This is a genomic window from Nonomuraea phyllanthi (genome assembly GCF_006334985.2).
GTDB lineage: Bacteria > Actinomycetota > Actinomycetes > Streptosporangiales > Streptosporangiaceae > Nonomuraea > Nonomuraea phyllanthi.
In genome coordinates, this window is sequence record NZ_VDLX02000011.1 from 91,711 (window position 1) to 112,401 (window position 20,691).

18 protein-coding genes are annotated in these 20,691 nt (G+C 70.5%); 9 read left to right on the plus strand and 9 right to left on the minus strand.

All coding sequences use genetic code 11. The annotated features are described in order from the left end of the window. Positions 1-31 precede the first annotated feature (31 nt). The gene (locus FH608_RS27960; RefSeq protein WP_139633595.1) at positions 32-889 is read right to left on the minus strand and encodes an SAM-dependent methyltransferase; all 858 of its coding nucleotides are present in this window, start codon (positions 887-889) and stop codon (positions 32-34) included. A 719-nt stretch (positions 890-1,608) separates the two neighbouring features. Here FH608_RS27960 and FH608_RS27965 point away from each other — a divergent pair. Both FH608_RS27965 and FH608_RS27970 read left to right on the plus strand, forming a co-directional pair. Then, entirely contained in the window at positions 1,609-2,724 is a 1,116-nt protein-coding gene (locus FH608_RS27965; RefSeq protein WP_139633596.1) for an SGNH/GDSL hydrolase family protein, read from the plus strand. Positions 2,725-2,750: 26 nt separating this feature from the next. Continuing rightward, positions 2,751-4,328: a glycoside hydrolase family 27 protein gene (locus FH608_RS27970; protein ID WP_139633597.1), complete on the plus strand. Its 1,578-nt coding sequence runs from the start codon at positions 2,751-2,753 to the stop codon at positions 4,326-4,328. Positions 4,329-4,485: 157 nt separating this feature from the next. Here the strand turns inward: FH608_RS27970 and FH608_RS27975 are convergent, their stop codons facing one another. Next, entirely contained in the window at positions 4,486-5,487 is a 1,002-nt protein-coding gene (locus tag FH608_RS27975) for a helix-turn-helix transcriptional regulator (RefSeq protein WP_139633598.1), read from the minus strand. A gap of 94 nt (positions 5,488-5,581) precedes the next feature. Between FH608_RS27975 and FH608_RS27980 the strand changes: the two genes are divergently transcribed. Together FH608_RS27980 and FH608_RS27985 are read left to right on the plus strand one after the other, a co-directional pair. Then, entirely contained in the window at positions 5,582-5,956 is a 375-nt protein-coding gene (locus FH608_RS27980; protein ID WP_139633599.1) for a VOC family protein, read from the plus strand. A gap of 171 nt (positions 5,957-6,127) precedes the next feature. After that, on the plus strand, positions 6,128-9,313 hold the full coding sequence (locus FH608_RS27985) for an FAD-binding and (Fe-S)-binding domain-containing protein (protein ID WP_139633600.1): 3,186 nt from the start codon (positions 6,128-6,130) through the stop codon (positions 9,311-9,313). Here FH608_RS27985 and FH608_RS27990 read toward each other — a convergent pair. Further along, positions 9,299-11,035: a glycoside hydrolase family 15 protein gene (locus FH608_RS27990; RefSeq protein ID WP_139633601.1), complete on the minus strand. Its 1,737-nt coding sequence runs from the start codon at positions 11,033-11,035 to the stop codon at positions 9,299-9,301. The two genes, FH608_RS27985 and FH608_RS27990, sit on opposite strands and share 15 nt — an antisense overlap. A gap of 41 nt (positions 11,036-11,076) precedes the next feature. Beyond that, positions 11,077-12,879: a thiamine pyrophosphate-requiring protein gene (locus tag FH608_RS27995; RefSeq protein ID WP_139633602.1), complete on the minus strand. Its 1,803-nt coding sequence runs from the start codon at positions 12,877-12,879 to the stop codon at positions 11,077-11,079. A gap of 333 nt (positions 12,880-13,212) precedes the next feature. On the opposite strand from FH608_RS27995, the gene FH608_RS28000 reads away from it, so the two are divergent. From FH608_RS28000 to FH608_RS28010, 3 genes are all read left to right on the plus strand, one after another. After that, complete coding sequence (locus tag FH608_RS28000) at positions 13,213-13,536, plus strand: dihydrofolate reductase family protein (RefSeq protein WP_226899979.1); 324 nt, start codon at positions 13,213-13,215, stop codon at positions 13,534-13,536. Between the two features lie 196 nt (positions 13,537-13,732). After that, positions 13,733-14,170 carry a hypothetical protein gene (locus tag FH608_RS28005; protein ID WP_139633603.1) on the plus strand — a complete coding sequence of 146 codons (438 nt, stop codon included), beginning with the start codon at positions 13,733-13,735 and terminating at the stop codon, positions 14,168-14,170. A gap of 78 nt (positions 14,171-14,248) precedes the next feature. After that, positions 14,249-15,271, plus strand: a complete 1,023-nt coding sequence (locus FH608_RS28010) for a hypothetical protein (protein ID WP_139633604.1) — start codon at positions 14,249-14,251, stop codon at positions 15,269-15,271. A gap of 32 nt (positions 15,272-15,303) precedes the next feature. Here FH608_RS28010 and FH608_RS52995 read toward each other — a convergent pair whose 3' ends face one another. The 5 genes from FH608_RS52995 to FH608_RS28035 all read right to left on the minus strand — a co-directional run bounded on the left by FH608_RS52995 (position 15,304) and on the right by FH608_RS28035 (position 18,613). Beyond that, positions 15,304-15,537, minus strand: coding sequence for a mycothiol transferase (locus FH608_RS52995; RefSeq protein WP_226899980.1), 234 nt, complete (start codon positions 15,535-15,537; stop codon positions 15,304-15,306). A gap of 352 nt (positions 15,538-15,889) precedes the next feature. After that, positions 15,890-16,615, minus strand: a complete 726-nt coding sequence (locus tag FH608_RS28020; protein ID WP_139633605.1) for an SDR family NAD(P)-dependent oxidoreductase — start codon at positions 16,613-16,615, stop codon at positions 15,890-15,892. After that, a complete protein-coding gene (locus FH608_RS28025; protein ID WP_139633606.1) occupies positions 16,612-17,271 on the minus strand; it encodes a VC0807 family protein in 660 nt (219 codons plus the stop codon). Before FH608_RS28025 ends, FH608_RS28020 begins: the two co-directional genes overlap by 4 nt. After that, positions 17,268-18,272, minus strand: a complete 1,005-nt coding sequence (locus FH608_RS28030; protein WP_139633607.1) for a permease prefix domain 1-containing protein — start codon at positions 18,270-18,272, stop codon at positions 17,268-17,270. The genes FH608_RS28025 and FH608_RS28030 overlap by 4 nt, the downstream gene beginning before the upstream one ends. Further along, entirely contained in the window at positions 18,269-18,613 is a 345-nt protein-coding gene (locus FH608_RS28035) for a PadR family transcriptional regulator (RefSeq protein WP_139633608.1), read from the minus strand. Before FH608_RS28035 ends, FH608_RS28030 begins: the two co-directional genes overlap by 4 nt. A 298-nt stretch (positions 18,614-18,911) precedes the next feature. On the opposite strand from FH608_RS28035, the gene FH608_RS28040 reads away from it, so the two are divergent. Next, complete coding sequence (locus FH608_RS28040) at positions 18,912-20,126, plus strand: MFS transporter (RefSeq protein ID WP_139633858.1); 1,215 nt, start codon at positions 18,912-18,914, stop codon at positions 20,124-20,126. A 157-nt stretch (positions 20,127-20,283) separates the two neighbouring features. Beyond that, positions 20,284-20,649 carry a VOC family protein gene (locus FH608_RS28045; protein WP_139633609.1) on the plus strand — a complete coding sequence of 122 codons (366 nt, stop codon included), beginning with the start codon at positions 20,284-20,286 and terminating at the stop codon, positions 20,647-20,649. The last annotated feature ends 42 nt before the right edge of the window (positions 20,650-20,691 follow it).

A 20,691-nucleotide genomic window follows, 5' to 3' on the forward strand; every position in this document is an offset into this window, starting at 1 on the left:
CCGGGCCGCGTGGCCGGCCCACGCACGGCACTCAGGGCTTGATCGCGAGGCCCCCGTAGGCCCAGGCGTGGCCGCCGGGAATCTGTTCCTGGTATTCGACCGGGTCCGGCCGCCACGTCACCACCTCGACGAGGCCCGGATCCACCAGGTCCCAGCCCTCGAAGAAGCGCAGCGTCTCGTCGTGGGTGCGCGGCACCATGGGAGCGGGGCTGTCGTCGTAGGGCTTGGTGAACTCCTCGCGGCTGAGGTGGTCGGCGAAGTCGAGCGTGATGTGCGACAGCAGCAGGTGGCTGCCGCTGGGCACCGCGGCCTTGAGCTGCTCGACCACCCCGTACGGGTCCTCCTCGTCGGTGATGAAATGCAGGACCCCGGCCAGGATGACAGCCACGGGCCGGGTGAAGTCGATTACGGCCCGGACCGCGGGATCGGACAGGATCTTCTCCGGCTGCCGCAGATCCGCCTCGATCATGTCGGTCATGCCCGCCGGGTCACCGGTCAACAGGGCGCGACCGTGCACCAGAACGATCGGGTCGTTGTCCACGTAGGCCACGCGGGCCTCGGGCACGGACTCCTGGGCGATCGTATGGGTGTGGTCCTGGGTGGGGATCCCGGTGCCGATGTCCAGGAACTGGGTGATGCCCGCCTCGGCCGCCAGATACCGGACGGCCCGGCCCAGGAAGGCACGATGGGCGCGCACGCCCTCACGCGTGCCCGGCGACACCTCGATGAGCGCCTCGGCGGCCTTGCGGTCGGAGGCGAAGTTGTCCTTGCCGCCCAGCAAGTAGTCATATATCCGAGCTGGATGAGGAATGTGAGGATTGATCCTCGTGACCGAAGCCTCGGCGTATGCGGGGTCCAGCGGGTCCGTCCCTCTGTCGCTGTGCGTCATCTTCTCTTCCTTGTGGATCGGCGACGACCGCCGGGTCGGTAGGTGAGATCACGTCGGGCAACCAGTGTGGGAAGGCCGCCGAAAATTGTCAACGACGTGATGAAAACTTTCGGAGCCTCCTGTTCGTGGCCTTCCCGACCAGGTCCGTGCAACGTGCGTGCCGTGCCTCCGGAAACTTACGGCCGGACCTGACGCCCATGAGGGCGTGGATGAAACTTTCATGGCGACGCTCTCGCTGCTCGGCGGTGGCCCGGCTCGATCATTCGAGGTGAGCGCACTCGGTCGCCACCGCCCCTGGGCGCCGCAAGCTAAGGCGCTCTTGACAGTACCTTTCTGGCTCGTATTTGCTCCGTCTCACCATCACCTCCGGCTCCGAGGAGCCCGACCGGGCGAGCCTTTGTTAGCGCTAACAACGGAGAGGCGGAAGAATTGCGACGAGGCGAACCGCATGCCATGGCGACGGCTCCATCACCGCCGCCGGTGCGAACAAGCGCCTGGACGTCTCCGACTCCTCCACGCCCAACGGCGTCAAGCTCCGGATCCGGCCCTGCGACGGCGGCGCCGGCCGACGCCGGACCCGAACCTGAGCCTGGTGGCGCCGCCGCCCGAGGCGATGTCAGCGACAGCGAACGCGATCACAGGGAGGTCCTGGTGTCCACACCGGAAAAGGGACGGATGCGCCGCCCGCATCCCGCGCCGTCCGTCATGAAGGGTTGAGCATGCGTACCTGGAGGCGATGGCGGGCCGCCGTGCTCACGGTGGTGGCGTTACTGGCGGTCGGCACGGCGACGGGGACGGGGGTCGCCGAAGCCGAGTCCAACGGCGGCGTACGGGTCATGCCCCTCGGCGACTCGATCACCGAGGGCACGCAGGTCCCGGGCGGGTACCGGATCGGCTTGTGGCAGCGCCTGATCGGGGGCCGCTACACGGTCGACTTCGTCGGTTCGCAGTTCAACGGGCCCGGCAGCCTGGGCGATCACGATCACGAGGGCCACCCAGGCTGGCGGATCGACCAGATCGACGCGAACATCACCGGCTGGCTGCGTACGTACACGCCGCGCACGGTGCTGCTCCACCTGGGCACCAACGACATCCTGCAGAACTACAACGTGGCCGGCGCCCCGCAACGGCTGTCCACGCTGATCGACCACATCACCGCGGCCGTGCCCGACGCGGACGTCTTCGTCGCCACCATCATCCCGCTGTCCAACTCCGGCCAGGAGTCCGCCGCCCGCACGTTCAACGCGGCGATCCCCGGCATCGTCCAGAGCAAGGTGAACAGCGGCAAGCACGTCCACCTGGTCGACCTGCACAGCAGGCTGACCACCTCCGACCTGATCGACGGCATCCACCCGACCGCCGGCGGCTACGACAAGATGGCCGCCGCCTGGTACGCGGCGTTGCAGTCGGTGTCCGGCAGCATCGGCCAGCCGGGGGGCGAGCCCTCCGGCGGGACGGCCATCAGGGGCGTGGGCTCGGGCCGGTGCCTGGACGTCACCGGCGTGTCACAAGCGAACGGCGCGCAGGCGCAGATCTGGGACTGCAACGGCCAGGTCAACCAGCTCTGGACGTCGACCGGCGCCGGTGAGCTGCGCGTCTACGGAGGAAAGTGCCTGGACGTGTCCAACCGGAGCACCGCCGACGGCGCCGGCGTGATCATCTGGGACTGCAACGGCCAGACCAACCAGCAGTGGCGTTTCAACGCCGACGGCTCCATCACCGCCGTCGGGGCGAACAAGTGCCTGGACGTGCCCAACTACTCCACGGCCAACGGCGTCAAGCTCCAGATCTGGTCCTGCAGCGGCGCCGCCAACCAGCGGTGGACCCGCTCATGACAACCCTCCGGCAGGTGGAGAGACGAATGCGCAGAATCCTCGGCTTGACCGCGGCCGCGTTACTGGCGGCCGGTTCCCTCGTCGCGATCGGCGGTGCGACGTCCCCGGCCGTCGCACTGGAGAACGGCCTCGCCCGTACCCCGCAGATGGGCTGGAACGACTGGAACAGCTTCGGCTGCAACGTCAACGACGGCCTGATCCGCCAGACGGCTGACGCCATGGTCTCCAGCGGCATGGCGGCGGCGGGCTACACCTACGTCAACATCGACGACTGCTGGTCCACCAGGAGCCGTAACGCGAGCGGCGACCTGGTGCCGGATCCGCAGAAGTTCCCCAACGGCATCAAGGCCCTGGCCGACTACGTCCACTCCAAGGGGCTCAAGCTCGGCATCTACTCCTCGGCCGGCACCACCACGTGCGCGGGCTACCCGGCCAGCCTGGGCTACGAGCGGCAGGACGCGGCCCTCTGGGCGTCGTGGGGGATCGACTACCTCAAGTATGACAACTGCGGCGACCACCGGGGCATGAACGGGCAGCAACGGTACACGGCCATGCGGGACGCGCTGGCCGCCACCGGCCGCCCGATCGTGTACAGCCTGTGCAACTGGGGCCAGGAGAACGTGTGGACCTGGGGGATGCCGGTGGGCAACTCCTGGCGGAACACGGGCGACATCGCGGCCAACTGGAACTCCATCATGGGCATCCTGGACCAGCAGGTCGGGCTGGAGTCGTACTCGGGGCCGGGCGGCTGGAACGACCCGGACATGCTGGAGGTCGGCGTCGGCTCGGTGACGGGCACCGAGGGGCGCGCGCACTTCAGCCTGTGGTCGCTGCTGAACGCGCCGCTCATCGCCGGTAACGACCTCCGTACGATGAGCGCCGACACGCGCACCATCCTCACCAACACCGAGGTCATCGCGGTCAACCAGGACTGGGGCGGCCGGCAGGGCCACAAGATCAGCGACAACGGCAACCTGGAGGTCTGGCGCAAGCCGATGTCGAACGGCTCGGTCGCGGTCGTCCTGCTCAACCGGGGCACCTCGACCGCGACGGTCTCCACCACCGCCGCGGCCCTGGGCCTGGGCTCGGCGTCCTCGTACTCGGTGCGTGACCTGTGGGCGCACACGACGTCCTCCTCGTCAGGGGCGATCAGCGCGGCGGTCCCCGGGCACGGGGCGGCCATGTACGTCGTCACCGGAGGCGGCATCGTCCAGCCCACCACGGTCGCGATCAAGGGAGTGGGCTCGGGCAGGTGCCTCGACGTCACCGGCGCCTCGCAGGCCAACGGCGCGCAGGCGCAGATCTGGGACTGCCACGGGCAGCCCAACCAGCAGTGGACGCCCACCGCGAGCGGCGAACTGCGCGTGTACGGCGGCAAGTGCCTGGACGTGTACGACCGGGGAACCGCCGACGGCACCAACGTCATCATCTGGGACTGCAACGGCCAGAGCAATCAGCAGTGGCGTTTCAACGCCGACGGCACCATCACCGCGGTCGGGGCGAACAAGTGCCTGGACGTGCCGAACAACGCCACCGCCAACGGCACCAAGCTGACCATCTGGTCGTGCAACGGCGGCGCCAACCAGCGCTGGACCCGCACCTGATCCCGTCACCTCGGGAGCGATCGTGAGCATGGCTCTGCGGTGGCCGGCCACCGCAGAGCCGGACGCGGACCCGCATGGATGCGGCGGGCGCGCGGACGCGGCAGCGGAACCGAGCGGGGCGCTGCGGCGACGGGATCCGATCAGGGTCGCGTCTTCGTCAGGTCCGGCGGGCGCGGGACGCGAAACGGTCGGCGAACGCGACGACGAGCTCGCGCAGCTCGGCCGGGCGCTCGATGACGAACGGCCGGTCGAGCGAGGCGAGCACCGGAGGCAACCAGTCGAGCCGCTCCACCCGAAGCTCGGCCCGCAGCCAACGCTCGCCCGCCCGGCTCTCGTCCGCCGGGTGCTCGCCCGCCACCGGCTCGCACTCCTCCAGGACGGCGACAGCGGCGGGAAGGCGGCCACGGACCTGCTCAACCGTCCCGTGGATCCGCAACGTCACCCGATGCCGGTAGTCAGCCGTGGCGAACCCCGACAGAACGCGCTGCGCCGGCTCCGGGCCCACGGGAGGTGCGAACGAGCCGGGCAGAGCTCGCGCGTCGGTGATGCGGTCGAGGCGGAAGGTCCGGTCCTCGCCGATCCGGGGGTCCTGTCCGGTGACGTACCACCGGCCCGCATGGGCGACGATCCCGTACGCGTGCAACGTGCGCTCTGAACGCCGTCCGTCGCGGTCGGTGTAGCGGATCGAGACCGGCCGGCGGTGGCGTACCGCGTCGGCGACGGTGAGCAGGACCCCGGCGTCCGGGGTGTCGAACCCGCCGGGCTGATCGGTGAAGGCGAGCGCCTCCAGGAGCGTGCCGAGCCGACGGGCGACGCGCTCGGGCAGCACCCGGCGGATCTTCGCCGATGCCGTCTCGCTCGCCGCGTGGTCCGTCGTCACCCCCGTACGGCGGCCGGCGACCAGGCCGAGCAGCACGGCCAGCGCCTCGTCGTCGGTGAGCATGAGCGGCGGCAGCCGGTACCCGGGGGCGAGCCGGTAGCCGCCGTAACGGCCGCGCACGGATTCCACGGGGACGTCCAGGTCGATCAACTGGTCGACGTAGCGGCGCACGGTGCGCCCTTCGACGCCGAGCCGGTCGGCGAGTTCGGCCATGGTGCGGGTGCCGCCCGACTGCAGCAGCTCCAGGAGCGTCAGCACGCGGCCGGTCGGTCGGGACATGGATACAGCCTAGCGGCGAATACAGGACCGATTCTGTCCAGTATCTCTTCTAGTCTGCCCAGTGCACGACGTCAGCACAACCAGGGAGACCTCCATGAACTTCGTCTCGATCCGGGTCATCACCAGCGACGTGGCACGCCTGGTCGACTTCTACGAACGGGCCACCGGGCTCGCGGCCACATGGGCCACCGAGGACTTCGCCGAGCTCAGAACACCCGGCGCCACCCTCGCGATCGCCGGCACCCGCACCGTGCCGCTCTTCGCGCCGGGCTCCGCTCGTCCGGCGGACAACCACAGCGTGATCATCGAGTTCCGCGTCGACGACGTGGACCGCGTCCACCGGGACCTCACCGGCGTCGTCACCGACTTCGTCGCCGGGCCCACGACGATGCCCTGGGGCAACCGGTCGCTGCTGTTCCGCGACCCGGACGGCAACCTCGTCAACTTCTTCACACCCGTCCGTGCCTAGGGGCGTGCGTCGAAGCCGGAGTTCGGCGGCCTCACCGGTGGCTGGGGATGGTGTTTATCCCCGTACGCACCGGTCAGGTGACCTGCGACGTTGCGCGGATCTGTGGGGGAGGGGGACGGTACCGGGGGAGTTCGCGGCGGACGGAACAGAGCGATCCGAAGGAGCCACCTGATGGCCAGACGGCACTCCACCATCGAGGTCCCGGTCAAGACGACTCCGAAGATCCCGGCGCCGCCGCGGTCGACCCAGGTCATCGACGTTTCCGGGCTTGAGCGCGCGCTGCGCAGGCGGGTGCGGGGCGAGGTCCGGTTCGACGCCGGGTCGAAGGCGATGTACGCCAACGACGCCTCCAACTTCCGCCAGGTGCCGATCGGAGTGGTGATCCCGAGGACGCTCGACGACGTCGTGGCCACGCACCGCGTCTGCGCCCGGTACGGCGCCCCGATCCTGAACCGCGGCGGCGGCACCAGCCTGTCGGGGGAGACCGTCAACTACGCGGTCGTCATCGACCACACCAAGTACCTGAACGCCATCGGCGAGGTGGACGTCGAGCGGCGGCTGGTGACCTGCGAGCCGGGTGCGATCAACGAGCAGGTCAACATGAAGACGGGCGAGCACGACCTGGTGTTCGGGCCCGATCCCTCCTCGCACTCCCGGTGCTCGATCGGCGGCAACGTCGGCAACAACTCCTGCGGCATCCACTCGCTGCAGTCGCAGCTGTACGGCCCCGGCCCGCGTACCTCCGACAACCTGCACGCCCTCGAGGTCGTGACGTACGACGGGGAGCGGTTCTGGGTCGGCAACGGCGAGGAGGACCGGCTGCCGCGGATCATCGCGGCCGGCGGCCGCAAGGGCGAAATCTACGCGCGGCTGCGGGACCTGCGCGACCGCTACGCCGACGCGATCCGGGCGGGTTACCGGCCCGTCGACGAGCTGCCGCGCCGCGTCTCCGGCTACAACCTGGACGAGCTGCTGCCGGAGCGGGGCTTCAACGTGGCCCGCGCCCTGACCGGCACGGAGGGCACCTGCGTCACCGTGCTGCGGGCGACGCTGATGCTCACCCCGGCGCTCCAGCAGCGCACGACCGTCGTCGTCTCCTACGACGACATCGCCGACGCCGCCGAGCACGTGAAGGAGATCGTCGAGCGCTGGCGGCCGATCGGGCTGGAAGGGCTCGACCGGGCCCTGATCGAGGACCAGCGGCACGAGCGGCGCAACCTCGCCGCCATCGGCCGGCTCCCGCACGCGGGCGACGCGGGCGGCTGGCTGCTGGTGCAGTTCGGTTGCGACAGCGCGGAGGAGTCCGTCGGCACCGCAGAGGCGTTCGCGCGGTGGCTGCGCGCCGGCAAGGGGTACGCCGGCGACCGCATCGACCTGCTCAAGAGCGAGCAGGAAGGCGGCGTCAGCGAGCGCGTCTGGGCCATCCGGGAGGCCGGTCTCGGGGCGACGGCGTTCCCGCCGGGCGGCAAGGACCACTGGCCTGGCTGGGAGGACTCCGCCGTGCCTCCGGAGCGGCTCGGCGACTACATCCGCGAGCTGCGCAAGCTGTGGGCCAGGCACGGCCTGACCGGCCAGATCTACGGCCACTTCGGCCAGGGCTGCCTGCACTCGCGGATCAGCTTCGACCTGCTCCACGCCGAGGGCGTCACGACGTACCGGGCGTTCCTCCAGGACGCCGCCGACCTGGTGGTGTCCTTCGGCGGCTCGCTGTCGGGGGAGCACGGCGACGGCCAGCAGCGCGCCGAGCTGCTGGACAGGCAGTACGGCCCCGAGCTGATCGACGCCATGCGGGAGTTCAAGCTCATCTGGGATCCCGGCTGGAAGATGAACCCCGGCAAGGTCGTCGACGCGTACAAGCTGGACGAGAACCTCAAGCTGGGCCCCGGCTACAACCCGCTCAGGCCGGCCACCAGATTCGCCTACCAGGCCGACGGCGGCGACTTCGCCCACGCCGCGCTGCGCTGCGTCGGGGTCGGCAAGTGCCGCGTGCCGCAGGCGGACGGGCAGGTGATGTGCCCCAGCTACCAGGTCACCCGGGAGGAGAAGCACAGCACCCGCGGCCGGGCGCGGCTGCTGTTCGAGATGCTGCGCGGCGAGGTGATCGAGGACGGCTGGCGCTCCGAGGAGGTCCACGACGCGCTCGATCTCTGCCTGGCGTGCAAGGGCTGCACGAACGACTGCCCCGTCAACGTGGACATGCCGACCTACAAGGCGGAGTTCCTGTACCACCACTACGCCTCGCCGGGCCGGCGGCGCCCGCGCGCGGCCTACGCCATGGGCTTCATCGACCAGGTCTGCCGCCTCGCGGCCCTGGCGCCGGGTCTGGCCAACGTCGCCACCCATGCGCCCGGCCTGGCGTGGCTGGTCAAGCTCGCCGGCGGGGTGGACCGCCGCCGGCCCGTGCCGCGCTTCGCGCCGACGACGCTGCAGGCGTGGTTCCGCGAGCGCGGCGGCACCGCGAACCCGCTGGGCCGGCCCGTCGTGCTCTTCCCCGACACCTTCACCAACCACTTCCACACCGACGTGGGCGTGGCCTGCGTGGAGGCGATCGAGGCCGCCGGCTGGCGGGTGATCATGCCGGAGGGTCACGTGTGCTGCGGGCGCCCGCTGTACGACTACGGTTTCCTCGACGTCGCCGCGCGCTACCTGCGCCGCACCATCGACACCCTGCGCGAGTACGTCCGCGACGGCGTGCCGGTGGTCGGAATGGAGCCGAGCTGCCTGGCCGTCTTCAAGGACGAGCTGCCCAAGATGCTGCCGCACGACGACGACGCCGAACGGCTGACCCGCAACGCGTACCACTTCGCGGAGTTCTTCGAGACGTTCGGCATCACCCCGCCGCGCCTCGGCCGCGAGGCGCTGGTGTGGGGGCACTGCCACCACAAGGCGACCGGCGGCATGCAGCCGGAGAGCGACCTGCTGGAGCGCATGGGCGTCGAGGCCCGGGAGGCGCAGGGCGGCTGCTGCGGCCTGGCCGGATCGTGGGGGTTCGAGCGGGGCCGGTACGGCATCTCGCTGGCCTGCGGCGAGCAGGGCCTCCTGCCCGCCGTGCGGGACGCCGATCGCGGCACGCTGATCGTGGCCGACGGGTTCTCCTGCAGGACGCAGATCGAGCACGCCAGGACCGGCCGCCGCGCCCTGCACCTCGCCCAGGTCCTGAAGATGGCCCGCGACTTCGGCCCCGGCGGCTACCAGGGAAGACACCCGGAGGAGGCGTACCGGGACGCCCGTCCCCGGCCGCCGGCGCGGGTCCGGCTGATCCGCCCCGGCGTGCTGGCGGCGGCGGCCGCGGCGGTCGGCGGCGCGCTGCTGCTGGCCCGGCGGCGATCCGGCCCTCCCGGCTCAGCCACGGGATAGGAGGACGGCCGACTCCAGCAGGGCCGCGTGCACGAACGCCTGCGGCAGGTTGCCGCGCAGCTGCCGCTGGGCGACGTCGTACTCCTCGGCGAACAGGCCGGGCGGCCCGCACGCGGCCCTGGTCCGCTCGAACCACCGGCAGGCGGCCACCCGGTCACCCAGCAGGCGCGTGGCCGCCGACATCATGAACCCGCACAGCAGGAACGCCCCCTCCGCCGCGCCCAGCGGCTCTTCGTGGTGCCGGAAGCGGTAGACGTATCCCTGTTCGGACAGCTCGCGTTCGATGAGCCGGTGCGTGCGGGCGACACTCGGGTCGGCGCGGGGCACGCAGCCGCGGTGCAGCGGGATGAGCAGCGCCGCGTCCGGCCCCCGGTCGTCCTCCGCGCGGGCCCAGGCCCCGTCGGGGCGCAGGCAGCGGCGCCGCGTCTCGGCCAGGACGCCGTCGGCCAGCTCCGACCAGCGCCGCGCGGGGGAGCCCGGCAGCTCGGCGGCCAGCGCGCGCAGCCCGGCCACCACGCTGAGCCGCGAATGGGTCCACCACCGCGGCTCCAGCTCCCACACCCCGGCGTCGGGCCGCAGCCAGTTGTCCTCGACGGCTGCCACGGCGACCGCGACGGCGCGGCGCGCGTCGCCGTCGAGCCGGTCGTGGCGGGCGGCGGCGGCGAACAGCTGCAGCGCCTCGCCGAACGTGTCGAGCTGGAACTGCCCGGCCGCCCGGTTGCCGACCCGGTCGCTGCCGCCCGGATAGCCGGGCAGCGGCAGCCTGCGCTGCTCCGGCACCGGGCCGCCGCTGACGGTGTAGGTGGGGCGCAGGTCGCCGCCGTGCTCCAGGACGCGCGCGGTGGTGAAGCTCACCGCGCTGTCCAGCAGCGGGTGCGGGCCGTGCGCGGCGACCGCCATGCCCGCGTACGCCTGGTCGCGCACCCAGGCGTAGCGGTAGTCGTAGTTGCGGCCGGTGTCGGCGCGCTCGGGCAGCGAGGTCGTGGCGGCGGCCGCCATCCCGCCGCCCGAGCTGGTCAGCCCGTTCAGCACCGCGTACGCGTGGCGGGCGTCGCGACCGGCCGGCAGATCGGCGCAGCCGGGCACCCGCTCCCGCCACCACCGTTCGGTCGCCCGCCACCGCCGTTCCGCGTCCGGCTCCGCCGGGTCCGTGCCGCGCTCGCGCGTGGCGATCTCCAGGACCAGATCGTGGTGATCGCCCTCGCGTACGGCGATGTGGACGCGCAGGCCGCCTCCGGGCGCGTGGTCCGCCTTCGCGGCGCCCGTCCAGCGCAGGTGGAGGCCGCCTCCCGAGCCGTACCAGACCTCATCGGCCCGGCGCAGGTCCACGGTGTGACGGCCGAAGCCGGGACACGGTCTCAGGAGCACCCGCACCCGCGCGTCCCCGCGGACGGCACGGATGCGGCGCAGCAGCACCAGGCGGTCCGGCGTCGAGGGGACGGCGAGCGCCTCCCGGCACTCGATCACCGTCTCGGCGGTCACCCACCGGTTGAGCCGGACCAGGGTGCCGTCCTCGTAGTAGCCGCCCCAGACGTGCCAGCCGTCCTCGGGGCACACCACGTACTCGCCCGGCCCCCCGACGAGGGCGGAGAAGACCGGGTCGCTGTCCCATCGGGGCGCGCACAGCCACACCACCTCGCCACGCGGGCTCAGCACCGCGCCACGCTCCCCGTCCCCCAGGAAGGCGTAGTCGCGCAGCACCCACGGCGTCGACGTGCTCACCCGGCTCCCCGCTCGTCATGGGGGGATCCGTTGCGCCGCGGTCAGTGCCTGCGGCCCGGGAGGTTCTCGTACATCTCGGTGAGTTTCTGCCGGAAGGCGTGCGTGGCGATGCCGATCTTCTGCGGGTCCTTGAAGCCGGCCTTGACGGCCTTCTTGGCCTGCGCCTCCATGATGTGCGGCGGGATGGGGGCGATCTCGTCGTCGACGACGAACTCCAGGACGACGGGCCGGTCGCTGGAAAGCGCCTCCCGCCAGGCGTCGGTGACCTTCTTGGGCCTGTCGCAGTAGATGCCCTTCAGGCCCGCGAGCTCGGCGTACCTGGCGTACGGGAAGTCGGGGATGTGCTGCGAGCCGGGGAACTTCGGGTCGCCGCCCATCGCGCGCTGCTCCCAGGTGACCTGGTTGAGGTCCTGGTTGTTGAAGACGCAGAAGATCAGCGGAGGGGAGCCCGCCAGCCGGTCGGCGTACCGCTTGACCGTCAGCATCTCGTTCATGCCGTTCATCTGGAACGCGCCGTCCCCGACGAACGCGATCACCGGCCGGTCGGGGTAGGCGAAGCGCGCCGCGATCGCATATGGCACGCCCGGCCCCATGGTCGCGAGCGTCCCGGACAGCGAGGCCTTCATGCCGTCGCGGAGCTTGATGTGCCGCGCCCACCAGTTGGTGCTCGAACCGGAATCGGCGGTGAGGATGCAGTCGGCGGGCAGCAGCGGCGACAGCTCGTGCGCGACGGCCTGCGGGTTGATCTTCCCGCTGAAGGTCTGGTGAGCGCGCTTGTCCATCACCTTGTCCCAGGCGCGGACGTTCTCCTCGATCTGCTTGCGCCAGGAGCGGTCCTTCTTCTGCTTCAGCAGGGGGATCAGCTGCCTGAGGGTCTCCTTGGCGTCCCCGACGACATGGGCGTCCATCGGGTACCTGATGCCGATCATGCGGCCGTCGATGTCGATCTCGACGCCCTTGCAGCTGCCCTCGTCCGGCAGCCACTCGGCGTACGGGAAGCTGGAGCCGATCATGAACAGCACGTCGCAGTTCATGATCATCTCATCGCTGGCCTTGGAGCCGAGCAGCCCGATCGGGCCGGTCACGAACGGCAGGTCGTCCGGCACCACCTCGCGGCCCAGCAGCGCCTTGGCGATCCCCGCGCCCAGCAGCTCGGCCACTTCGATCACCTCCGCCCGCGCGTCGGCCGCGCCCTGCCCGATGAGCATCGCCACCCTGGTGCCCTCGTTGAGGATGCCGGCCGCCCTGCGCAGCTCCTCCGGGTCCGGCAGCATGCGCGGCCGGCTCCAGCCGACGCTGGAGTAGACCGAGCCGTGCTCCTTGGGCGGCGACGGGACCGCGTCCGACTCCTGGACGTCCTCCGGGATGATGATCGTGGCCACGCCTCGGGTGGTCAGCGCGGTCTTGAAGGCGCGGTCGATGAGATGCCGCACCTGCGCGGGGGCCATGCAGACCTGGACGAACTCCGACACGTCGGAGAACAGCTGCTCCAGCGCCACCTCCTGCTGGTAGTGGGTGCCGAGCGAGAGCCGCTTCTGCTGCCCGATGATCGCCACGACCGGCTGGTGGTCGAGCTTGGCGTCGTACAGGCCGTTCAGCAGGTGGATCGCGCCCGGCCCGGAGGTGGCGGTACAGCAGCCGACCTCACCGGTGAACTTCGCGTGCCCGCACGCCATGAACGCGGCCATCTCCTCGTGCCGCGTCTGGATGAACTCCGGGCTGCCCTTCGCGCGGTCGAACGCGCCCAGCATGCCGTTGATGCCGTCGCCCGGATAGCCGAAGACCCGCTTGACGCCCCACTGCCTCAACCGCTCGAGCACATAGTCGGCCACCTGCTGTCCCATGACGCGCCCCCCGCACATTTCCGCTGACAGCCTGCTTCACCTGCGAACTCCCCGAGGGCGGGGCCGGCAAACAAGCGACGCCGGACGCGGGCACCCTCCTGGTCGTCATCGGCCTGCCGCGCTTGTGACGCCGGTCGTGCCGCACAGGCGGCGCAGCGGCGGCGCGATGAGTTCTGCGGGACCCGGTGGTCTGAGCGCGTGAGTGACCAAGGTCCCCCCGGGGGCCGGCGCGGGAAGAAGCACGTGGAGGCAGCTGATGCGGAAGTTGATTCGGGGCTTTTACGTCCGCTCGACGGTAAGAGCGCTGACGGGGACAGAGGAAGGCACGAGATCATGGCCGGCGACTGGCCCGAGACCCGGATCGCCGGCGGGGACACGGCGGAGGAGATCGCCAAGCTCAAGGCCGAGCCCGGCAAGGACCTCGTCGCCGCCGGCGGCACCGCGTTCATGCACTCCCTGATCAGGCTCGGCGTGGTCGACGAGTACCGGCTGTGGGTGCTGCCCGCCGTCACCGGCAAGGGCGCGCCGCTGTTCCCCGAGCTGGATCAGGTCGTGAACCTGCGCTTGGTGAAGAGCACGGCCTTCCCGTCGGGAGTCCTCGAACTCGTGTACGTGCCGGCCGGCAAGGAGGGCCGTTCGAGCGAAGGGCGCTGGTGAGGCCAGGCATCCGGTAAAGGTGATCATCGCTACGGTCTCGGCGTCCTGGATGCCGGGGTCGAGGCGAGGGACGGCCCGACATACCGCCGATATACCGCACATCCCTAAGTTGGCATCTCCGTAACCGAAACACTCAAACGAGAGGGCCAATATGCGAGTGACAGGCATCCTGCGAAAGACCGCGATCCTCGGGGCTGTGGGCGTGGCTTTGTCGATCACGCCCGTGGCCGGTGCCTCGGCCTCGGCGACCTCCGCCTCGGCGCAGCGGGTGCTCCAGGGCAGCTGCACCGGGAACACCAACGACTGGTTCCGCGGCAGGGTCAACGCCTACTACGAGCCGGACGGTTCGTACGACGTGATCAAAAAGATCCAGTACGAACTGGTTGCCACGAAGGGGAGCAGCCCCGGCAAGAAGAGCAACGTGAGACTGCGGATCCGCGAGTCCATCTCCGGCAAGCCGGACAAGACGCTGTACACCTGGGAATCCGGGGACAACGTCACGCCGGACAAGTGGCACACCCACTACCCTTACCGGAAGGTGGCGTACAAGAAGAAGTGGCACGTCGACGCCAAGTTCGTGTTCGACTCCTCCGGCTACGACCCGACGTGCACCGCCACCACTAACAAGGCCTGACGGCAGTTGACGGGTGTGCCGCGCGCGCCGCGGCACACCCCTTCCTCTTTTCTCGAGCCTCTTCCAGGAGCCGAATCTGTGACCACCCGAGCCGTGCTCGCCCTGCTGGCGCTCCTGACCGGCTGCGGCACCGCGACCGATGAGCCGGAGCCGGTGACCGAGCGCCCGCCGGAGATCGTGGCGGTGTCCGCGGAGGGTGTCGTGGTGGCTGACAACCGGGCACGGGCGTTCTACGGGCTGGACCGGTCGGGCAGGGAGCTCTGGCGCGATCCCGCCGCGTACGCCGGGGGCGCCGACGTGATCTGCCAGGCACGCTGTCCCGACCCGGTGTTCTCCGGCTCGGCGGAGGGGGCGGACCCCGAGCCGCGCTCGCTCTGGGGCGTGTTCGCGCGATCCGACGCCCGGATCAGGCGGGTGCCGACCGCACGTAACGCCTCGGACGCCGTGATCATTGAGAGCGACGGCGCGGAAGAGGACAGCCTGCGGCTGATCCGGCCCGGGGGCAAGGACACGCGCATTCGGTTGAAAGGGGGCATTTCCTGGGTGGAGGACGCCTCCAGGACGACCGCGGTCGCGACGTCAGGCAGGCAGGCGCTGTGGTTCCGGCACGACCGGCGGGGTTGGCGCGAGGTGGCCAGGGACACGCTCGCCGAACCGGTCAGGGCGCTGTGCGCATCGGACGGTACCGCGGTGGTCGCGGGGGAACGCGCCTATGTGCTGACCGGCTCGGACAAGCCGGTACCGATCACCACGACCCTCCCGGTTCTCGCCGGATGCGCCGCCGGGACGCGGGGCCTCGTCGTCTACACCTACTGGCGCGACGGCGACGGCAGGCGGTTCACCGGCATCCGGGGCGTCGACTCCGCCGGCAGGCAGACGTGGTCACGCGAGATCGCCGCCGAGGCCCAGATCCGCGCCCATCCGTCCGGCGCGGAGTTCCTGATCACGTATGGCGGTGCGGCCGAGGTGGTCGACCCGGCCGGCCGTACGACGGCCAGATACCCGGGCACCGCCTCGGCCGCCTACACCGCGGACGGCGAGCTGGCCCTTCTGACCACGGAAGGAAAGCTGAGCTGGCCGGCAACGCCCGACGCAATGTGATCGATTCCGAACGCAAGCCCTCGCACGCGGGGTCAGTCCTTGCCGGCCTCCTGCGCTACTCGCTCCAGCCTTCGCCGGTGCTCATCCATCCATGCCTCATCGCCCGGCGGCAGGTTGTCCTGGCCTTTCGACTCACCAACGGAACCATCGATGAGCTCGCGAACAATATCGGCATGGCCGGCGTGCCGGTGGGTTTCGGCGATCAGCACCCCATGGCCGACCGCGTCCAGTCGAACGTCTCGATCGTGGTGTTGGAGTGTTCCCATGCCTGTTGGTACAGCTCCACGATCTGGTCACGCGACTCTTCCGCGGTGGCCCACATGTCCGCGTTGGGCTCGGCGTTTTCCGTATACGACCAGCGCGGAGGCTCCTTGCCGAAATACGGCCGTCCGAATGTGTCGCTGACATCCAACTCGCTCTGCGGCCCTGCCGCACGGGGTTCCGTGGAGCTTCGGCGTCTCCTGAAGCTGCTTCCGCACGCATCCATGCGATCTCTCACAGGCTCTAGGACCCCGGCAAGCGACACACCGTCACGGTGGCACCCAGGCGACCCGGGAGGGCCATCACGTGCCGGGCACGTGCCGTGACCTGGTTTCGAGGACCAGCACCCATTCTCTGTCACGCACCGCGGCTGAGCTCGATCGCCGGGAACATCACCGGTGCCGGGGATTGGCCCGCCTGGACGATCCAGGCTTCGCCGGTCGCGCCGTTCTGGACGATGGTCTGGACGGCCGCGGCGACTTCGTCCGGGTCGGCGATGGCGAAGCCGTGCCTGAGGACGTGCTCGCGGATCCCTTCGAGCATCGGCGTCTCGACGAACCCCGGGCAGATCGCGTTGATGGTGACGCCGGACGCGGACAGGGTGTGCGCGAGTGACCGGACCAGGCCGATGACGGCGTGCTTGCTGGCCGAGTAGATGGGGTCGAACGGGTTGGGCGAGACACCGGCGAGGCTGGAGGTGACCACGATCGCACCGCCGCCGGTCGAGGCCAGGGCGGGCAGCGCCGCGCGGATGCCGTACATGGTGCCGTCGAGGTTGACCGCGATGATGCGCCGGTAGGAGTCGAGGTCGAGCCCGTCGCCGGAGCCGCCCGTCCCCGCGTTGAGGTGTACGAGGTCGAGCCCTCCGAAGGCGGTCAGGGCGGCTTCGACGGCTGTCTGGTTGTCCCGCTCCTGGGTGACGTCCGCCGGTACGAACAGGGCGTCGATCTCGGTGGCGAGGGCCTGGCCCGCTGTCTCGTCCAGGTCCGCGATCACCACCTGGGCGCCGGTGCGGGCGAAGCGCCTGGCCACCGCGGCGCCGATGCCACCGGCCCCGCCGGTGACCAGAACCACGGCCGTCATGACGACTCCTCGCTGTCGATGCGGGAGCCCGCGCGGCGCAGGTAGATCTGGCTGCTGACCTCGAGGATGAGGAACGCCGCCACGTACTGCAGGCCGCTGATCAGCGGCACCCTGTCCACGGGGAGCGAGTACGCCAGCACGACCCGCACTCCGGCGTCGAGCACCAGCCCGACGCCCCAGATCGCGGTCGCCACCCGCAGCATGTGCCGGAAGGCCGGGGACCGGCGCCACTCCGTCTCCACGCGCTCCCGGCCGGCTCCGGCGGTGATGGTGCGGATGACCTGGAAGTAGAACGGCGTCCGCGGCAGCGTCGCGAGGATCCACAGGCCGCCGACCGCGGTCATCCAGCCGTCCTTGGCCAGCAGGAACCGCGGGCTGCCGGTCAGGAACGACGCACCGACGCCGAGCGCCAGGATGCTCAGCGTGAACAGCGCGAGCCCGTCGACCCGCCTGCGTGTGGCCACCGTCCACACCGCCCGGATCCCCGGCGGCAACGCGCCCAGAACCAACGCCGGCCACTGGCCGGCGCCCGCCGCACGCAGGCCGTAGAAGACCACGAGCGGCGCCACCACGTTGACGAGGAGGTTGACGACGGCTTCGCGTCGCGGGTGCGTTGGTTTGCCTTCTTCCTTCACCGTCGTCGCGGGTGCGTTCATCGCTCCGCCTTCGCATAGGTGGAGCCCGCGTCGATGTCGCCGCCCCTGTTCCGGTTGCGTGACCGCCAGGTCCCCAGGAGGGAGGCGATGGTGATGAGGGCGAGGACGAGAATAGCCAGCCAGGCGATCCAGCTTCCCGCCGCGGGCAGGGCGCCCGTGCCGTGGGACAGTGCGTGGTTGAGCACCTGCGCCTGCCAGAACAGCCAGGCGAGCGGTACGGCGAGGGCGAGCGTGAGCGCCGTGCCGGCCACGGACGTGGCCAGGCTCCACGCAGGCTGCCGGAGAGCCACCACCTTGACGGCGAGGGCCAGCACGATCACGGCGATGAAGTAGGGAACCCAGAAGGCCCAGAGCGCGGGATTGATGATCGGTACGGCGGTGCCGTCTGCGGTGGTCACCGGCGAGAGTACCCGTTGCACGAACAGCGCGGCGATCAGGAGGGCGACCAGAACGATCTCGGCGATCAGGTCGCTCCAGCGCGCCGGGGGTGGATCGTCGGCCATGGCCAGCCGGTCCGGTGTCCACGGTTCGGCGAGTCCGGCGGTGTCAGGATGGTCGGCGCGCCGGCGGTCGGCGATGGCGAACAGGCCGGTCACGGCGACGGCCAGGTACATGGCCACGGTCAGCGTCGTCCCGACCGGGCGGAAGATGGACGTCCACGCGTCCTCGCCGTGGGCCCGCAGGACGAGGACCAGAACGACGTAGACGATCGGTAACACCGACCAGCACGACACCCGCAGCGTATGGACATAGGCGGGGTAGGTGTCCGGTCCGATGAGAGCCATGGCGCGGCGGGTGTAGCGGGCGGCCAGGAGCGCGGGATCGCCGAGGTCGCGCAGCGCGGCGTATTCGGCGTCGGGCGGCGCCTGGCCGTGGGCGGCGCGTGCGTCGATGTCGTCGGCGATCGCGGCGCGCAGTTCGCGCTCGATCTCGCGGCGCTGCTTGTCGGGGATGTGCCGCACGGTCGCGGCGACGTAGCGGTCGGTCAGTGAGGCGGTCACCGTTGTGGTCCTTCCATGTCCAGGCGCGTCAGGGCCTTGTCGATGGCCTGCCACTCGCGCAGCAGCGCGCGGGCGAGGCGGATGCCGTCCTGGCTGGTGCGGTAGAACTTGCGCGGCCGGGTCTCGCTGGTGTCCCATTCGCTGGTCAGCAGGCCCTGGCTCTCCAGCCGGCGCAGCAGCGGGTAGAGGGTGTTGGCGGCGACCGGCACCCCGGCGCGATCCAGCGCCTCCAGCAGGCCGTAGCCGTATCCCGGCGTCCGCAACGCCAGCAGGCTGGCCAGGACCACCGAGCCGCGGCGCAGTTCCTGCCGGTGCGCGTCGAGCAGTTCGGACTCGTTCACGTACGACACGATACTGTGTGGCACACACTATCGTCCATGGCGTATCGCTGTGTCTTGGACAGGGCAAGGAAACGTCAGGCATCTCGGGGGACTGGACAGCCGGTGCTTGAGCGAGCGTCTTCGCACCCACCCACGCGTAGCCGATCATCAATCTGGGACATATGATCCCTTTTGGCCACGCATAGGAATGTTTCTCATCCTTAGTGTTCATCTGTACGTCTGCGCGCGCTCGATGGGCGCGGTGGGCGCCGACGCCTGGCCAGCCAGACATCGCACTTCCACGGAGACCCCCTTGTCCATGGACCTCGCCACGCGCCGGCGCCGGCAAGCGCTGCTCCTGTTCTTCCTCTTGCCGGGCATCTCCATCTCGTCGTGGGTGACCCGCACCCCGGACATCCGCGATCAGCTCGGGGCGTCCACCGCTCAGATGGGCGTGATCCTGTTCGGCCTGTCGCTCGGCTCCATGGTCGGAATCCTGTGCTCCGGGCGGCTCGTCTCGCGCTTCGGCACCAGGCCCGTCATGGGCGTCGCCACCGGGATGCTCGTCACCAGCATGGCCCTCATCAGCCTTGGCCTTGTCCTGTCGTCCGTGCCGCTGGTCATGGTGGGCCTGTTCGCGTTCGGCGTGGGCATGGGCGGCGGCGAGGTCGCGATCAACGTCGACGCCGCCGACGTCGAGCGGAGCACCGGCAAGACGACCATGCCCATCCTGCACGGCTGCTTCAGCCTGGGCACCGTGCTCGGCGCCTGCGCGGGCATCGCCGCCACCGCCGCGCGCCTGCCGACGTACTGGCATCTGGCAGCGATCACCCTGGTCGCCGCCGCGCTGTTCCTGTTCGCCATCCGCGCCATCCCCGCGGGCACCGGCGTGCACGCCCCCGTCCAGGCCGGACCGGACCGTCGGCAGCCGAACCTCTGGAAGGACACCCAGCTCGTCCTGATCGGCGCGATCGTCCTGGCGATGGCGCTGGCCGAGGGGGCTGCCAACGACTGGCTGCCGCTGATCATGGTGGACGGGCACGGCGTGAACGCCACCGCCGGCTCCCTCGTCTACACCGGATTCGCCGCCGCCATGACCATCGGCCGTTTCGGCGGCGCCTACTTCCTCGACCGTTTCGGCCGCACCATCGTCATGCGGGCCAGCGCCATCTCAGGGGCGATCGGCCTGCTCATGGTGATCGTCGTGGACAATGCCGTGCTGGCCGGAGCCGCCGTCCTGTTCTGGGGGCTCGGCGCCTCGCTGGGCTTCCCGGTCGCGCTGTCGGCCGCCGGCGAGACCGGACCCGACTCGACCGCCCGCGTCAGCCTGGTGGCCACCCTCGGCTACGTCGCCTTCCTCGTCGGCCCGCCCGGGCTCGGCTTCCTGGGCGACCACTGGGGACTGCGAACCGCCATGATCGTCGTGCTCGTCTTCGTCGTCTCCGCCATCTTCCTGGCCCCGGCCGTCGACACCCGCCGCCGTTCCGCCGTCTCCTCCAGCGACGACGACGCGGAACGCACCCGGGCTTCCTGACGGTGCGAGTTCTCGGCATCTACCGGTCGCCGAGCAGGAGCATGTCAGGCAGCCCCGGCAGTGCCGTTCCTGCCTCCGCGGGCGTAGAGCGTTGCATGTTCCCCCACGTCATCGCCACCGGCCCGCGTTTGTCGGTGGGTGCGGATACGGTGCGGACATGGATCCCGTACAGATCACCACCGCGTTCATCCCGGTCGCGGACCCGGCGGCCTCCGCCCGCTGGTACAACCGCGTTCTCGGCTTCCAGATCCACTCCGTGGACGAGTGGAGCGCCGTTCTCCGCCCTGGAGGCGGTGCCGGCGCGACGTCCCTGACGCTGCTGGGACCGGCCAGCGGCATCCAGGCCAAGCCCGGACTGCCCTGGGCGACCTGCAACTTCACCGTGGCCGATCTCGACCAGGCCCGATCACGCCTGGAGGGGCACGGCTGCGAACCAGGCGCGATCGAAGGGGATCCGGAGGTCTGCCGCTTCTTCGCCGTCCAGGATCCCGACGGCAACACGCTGCTGGTGACCGACCGATAGTCCACCGCATCACCGACAGCTCATCCAGCCACAACACCTACG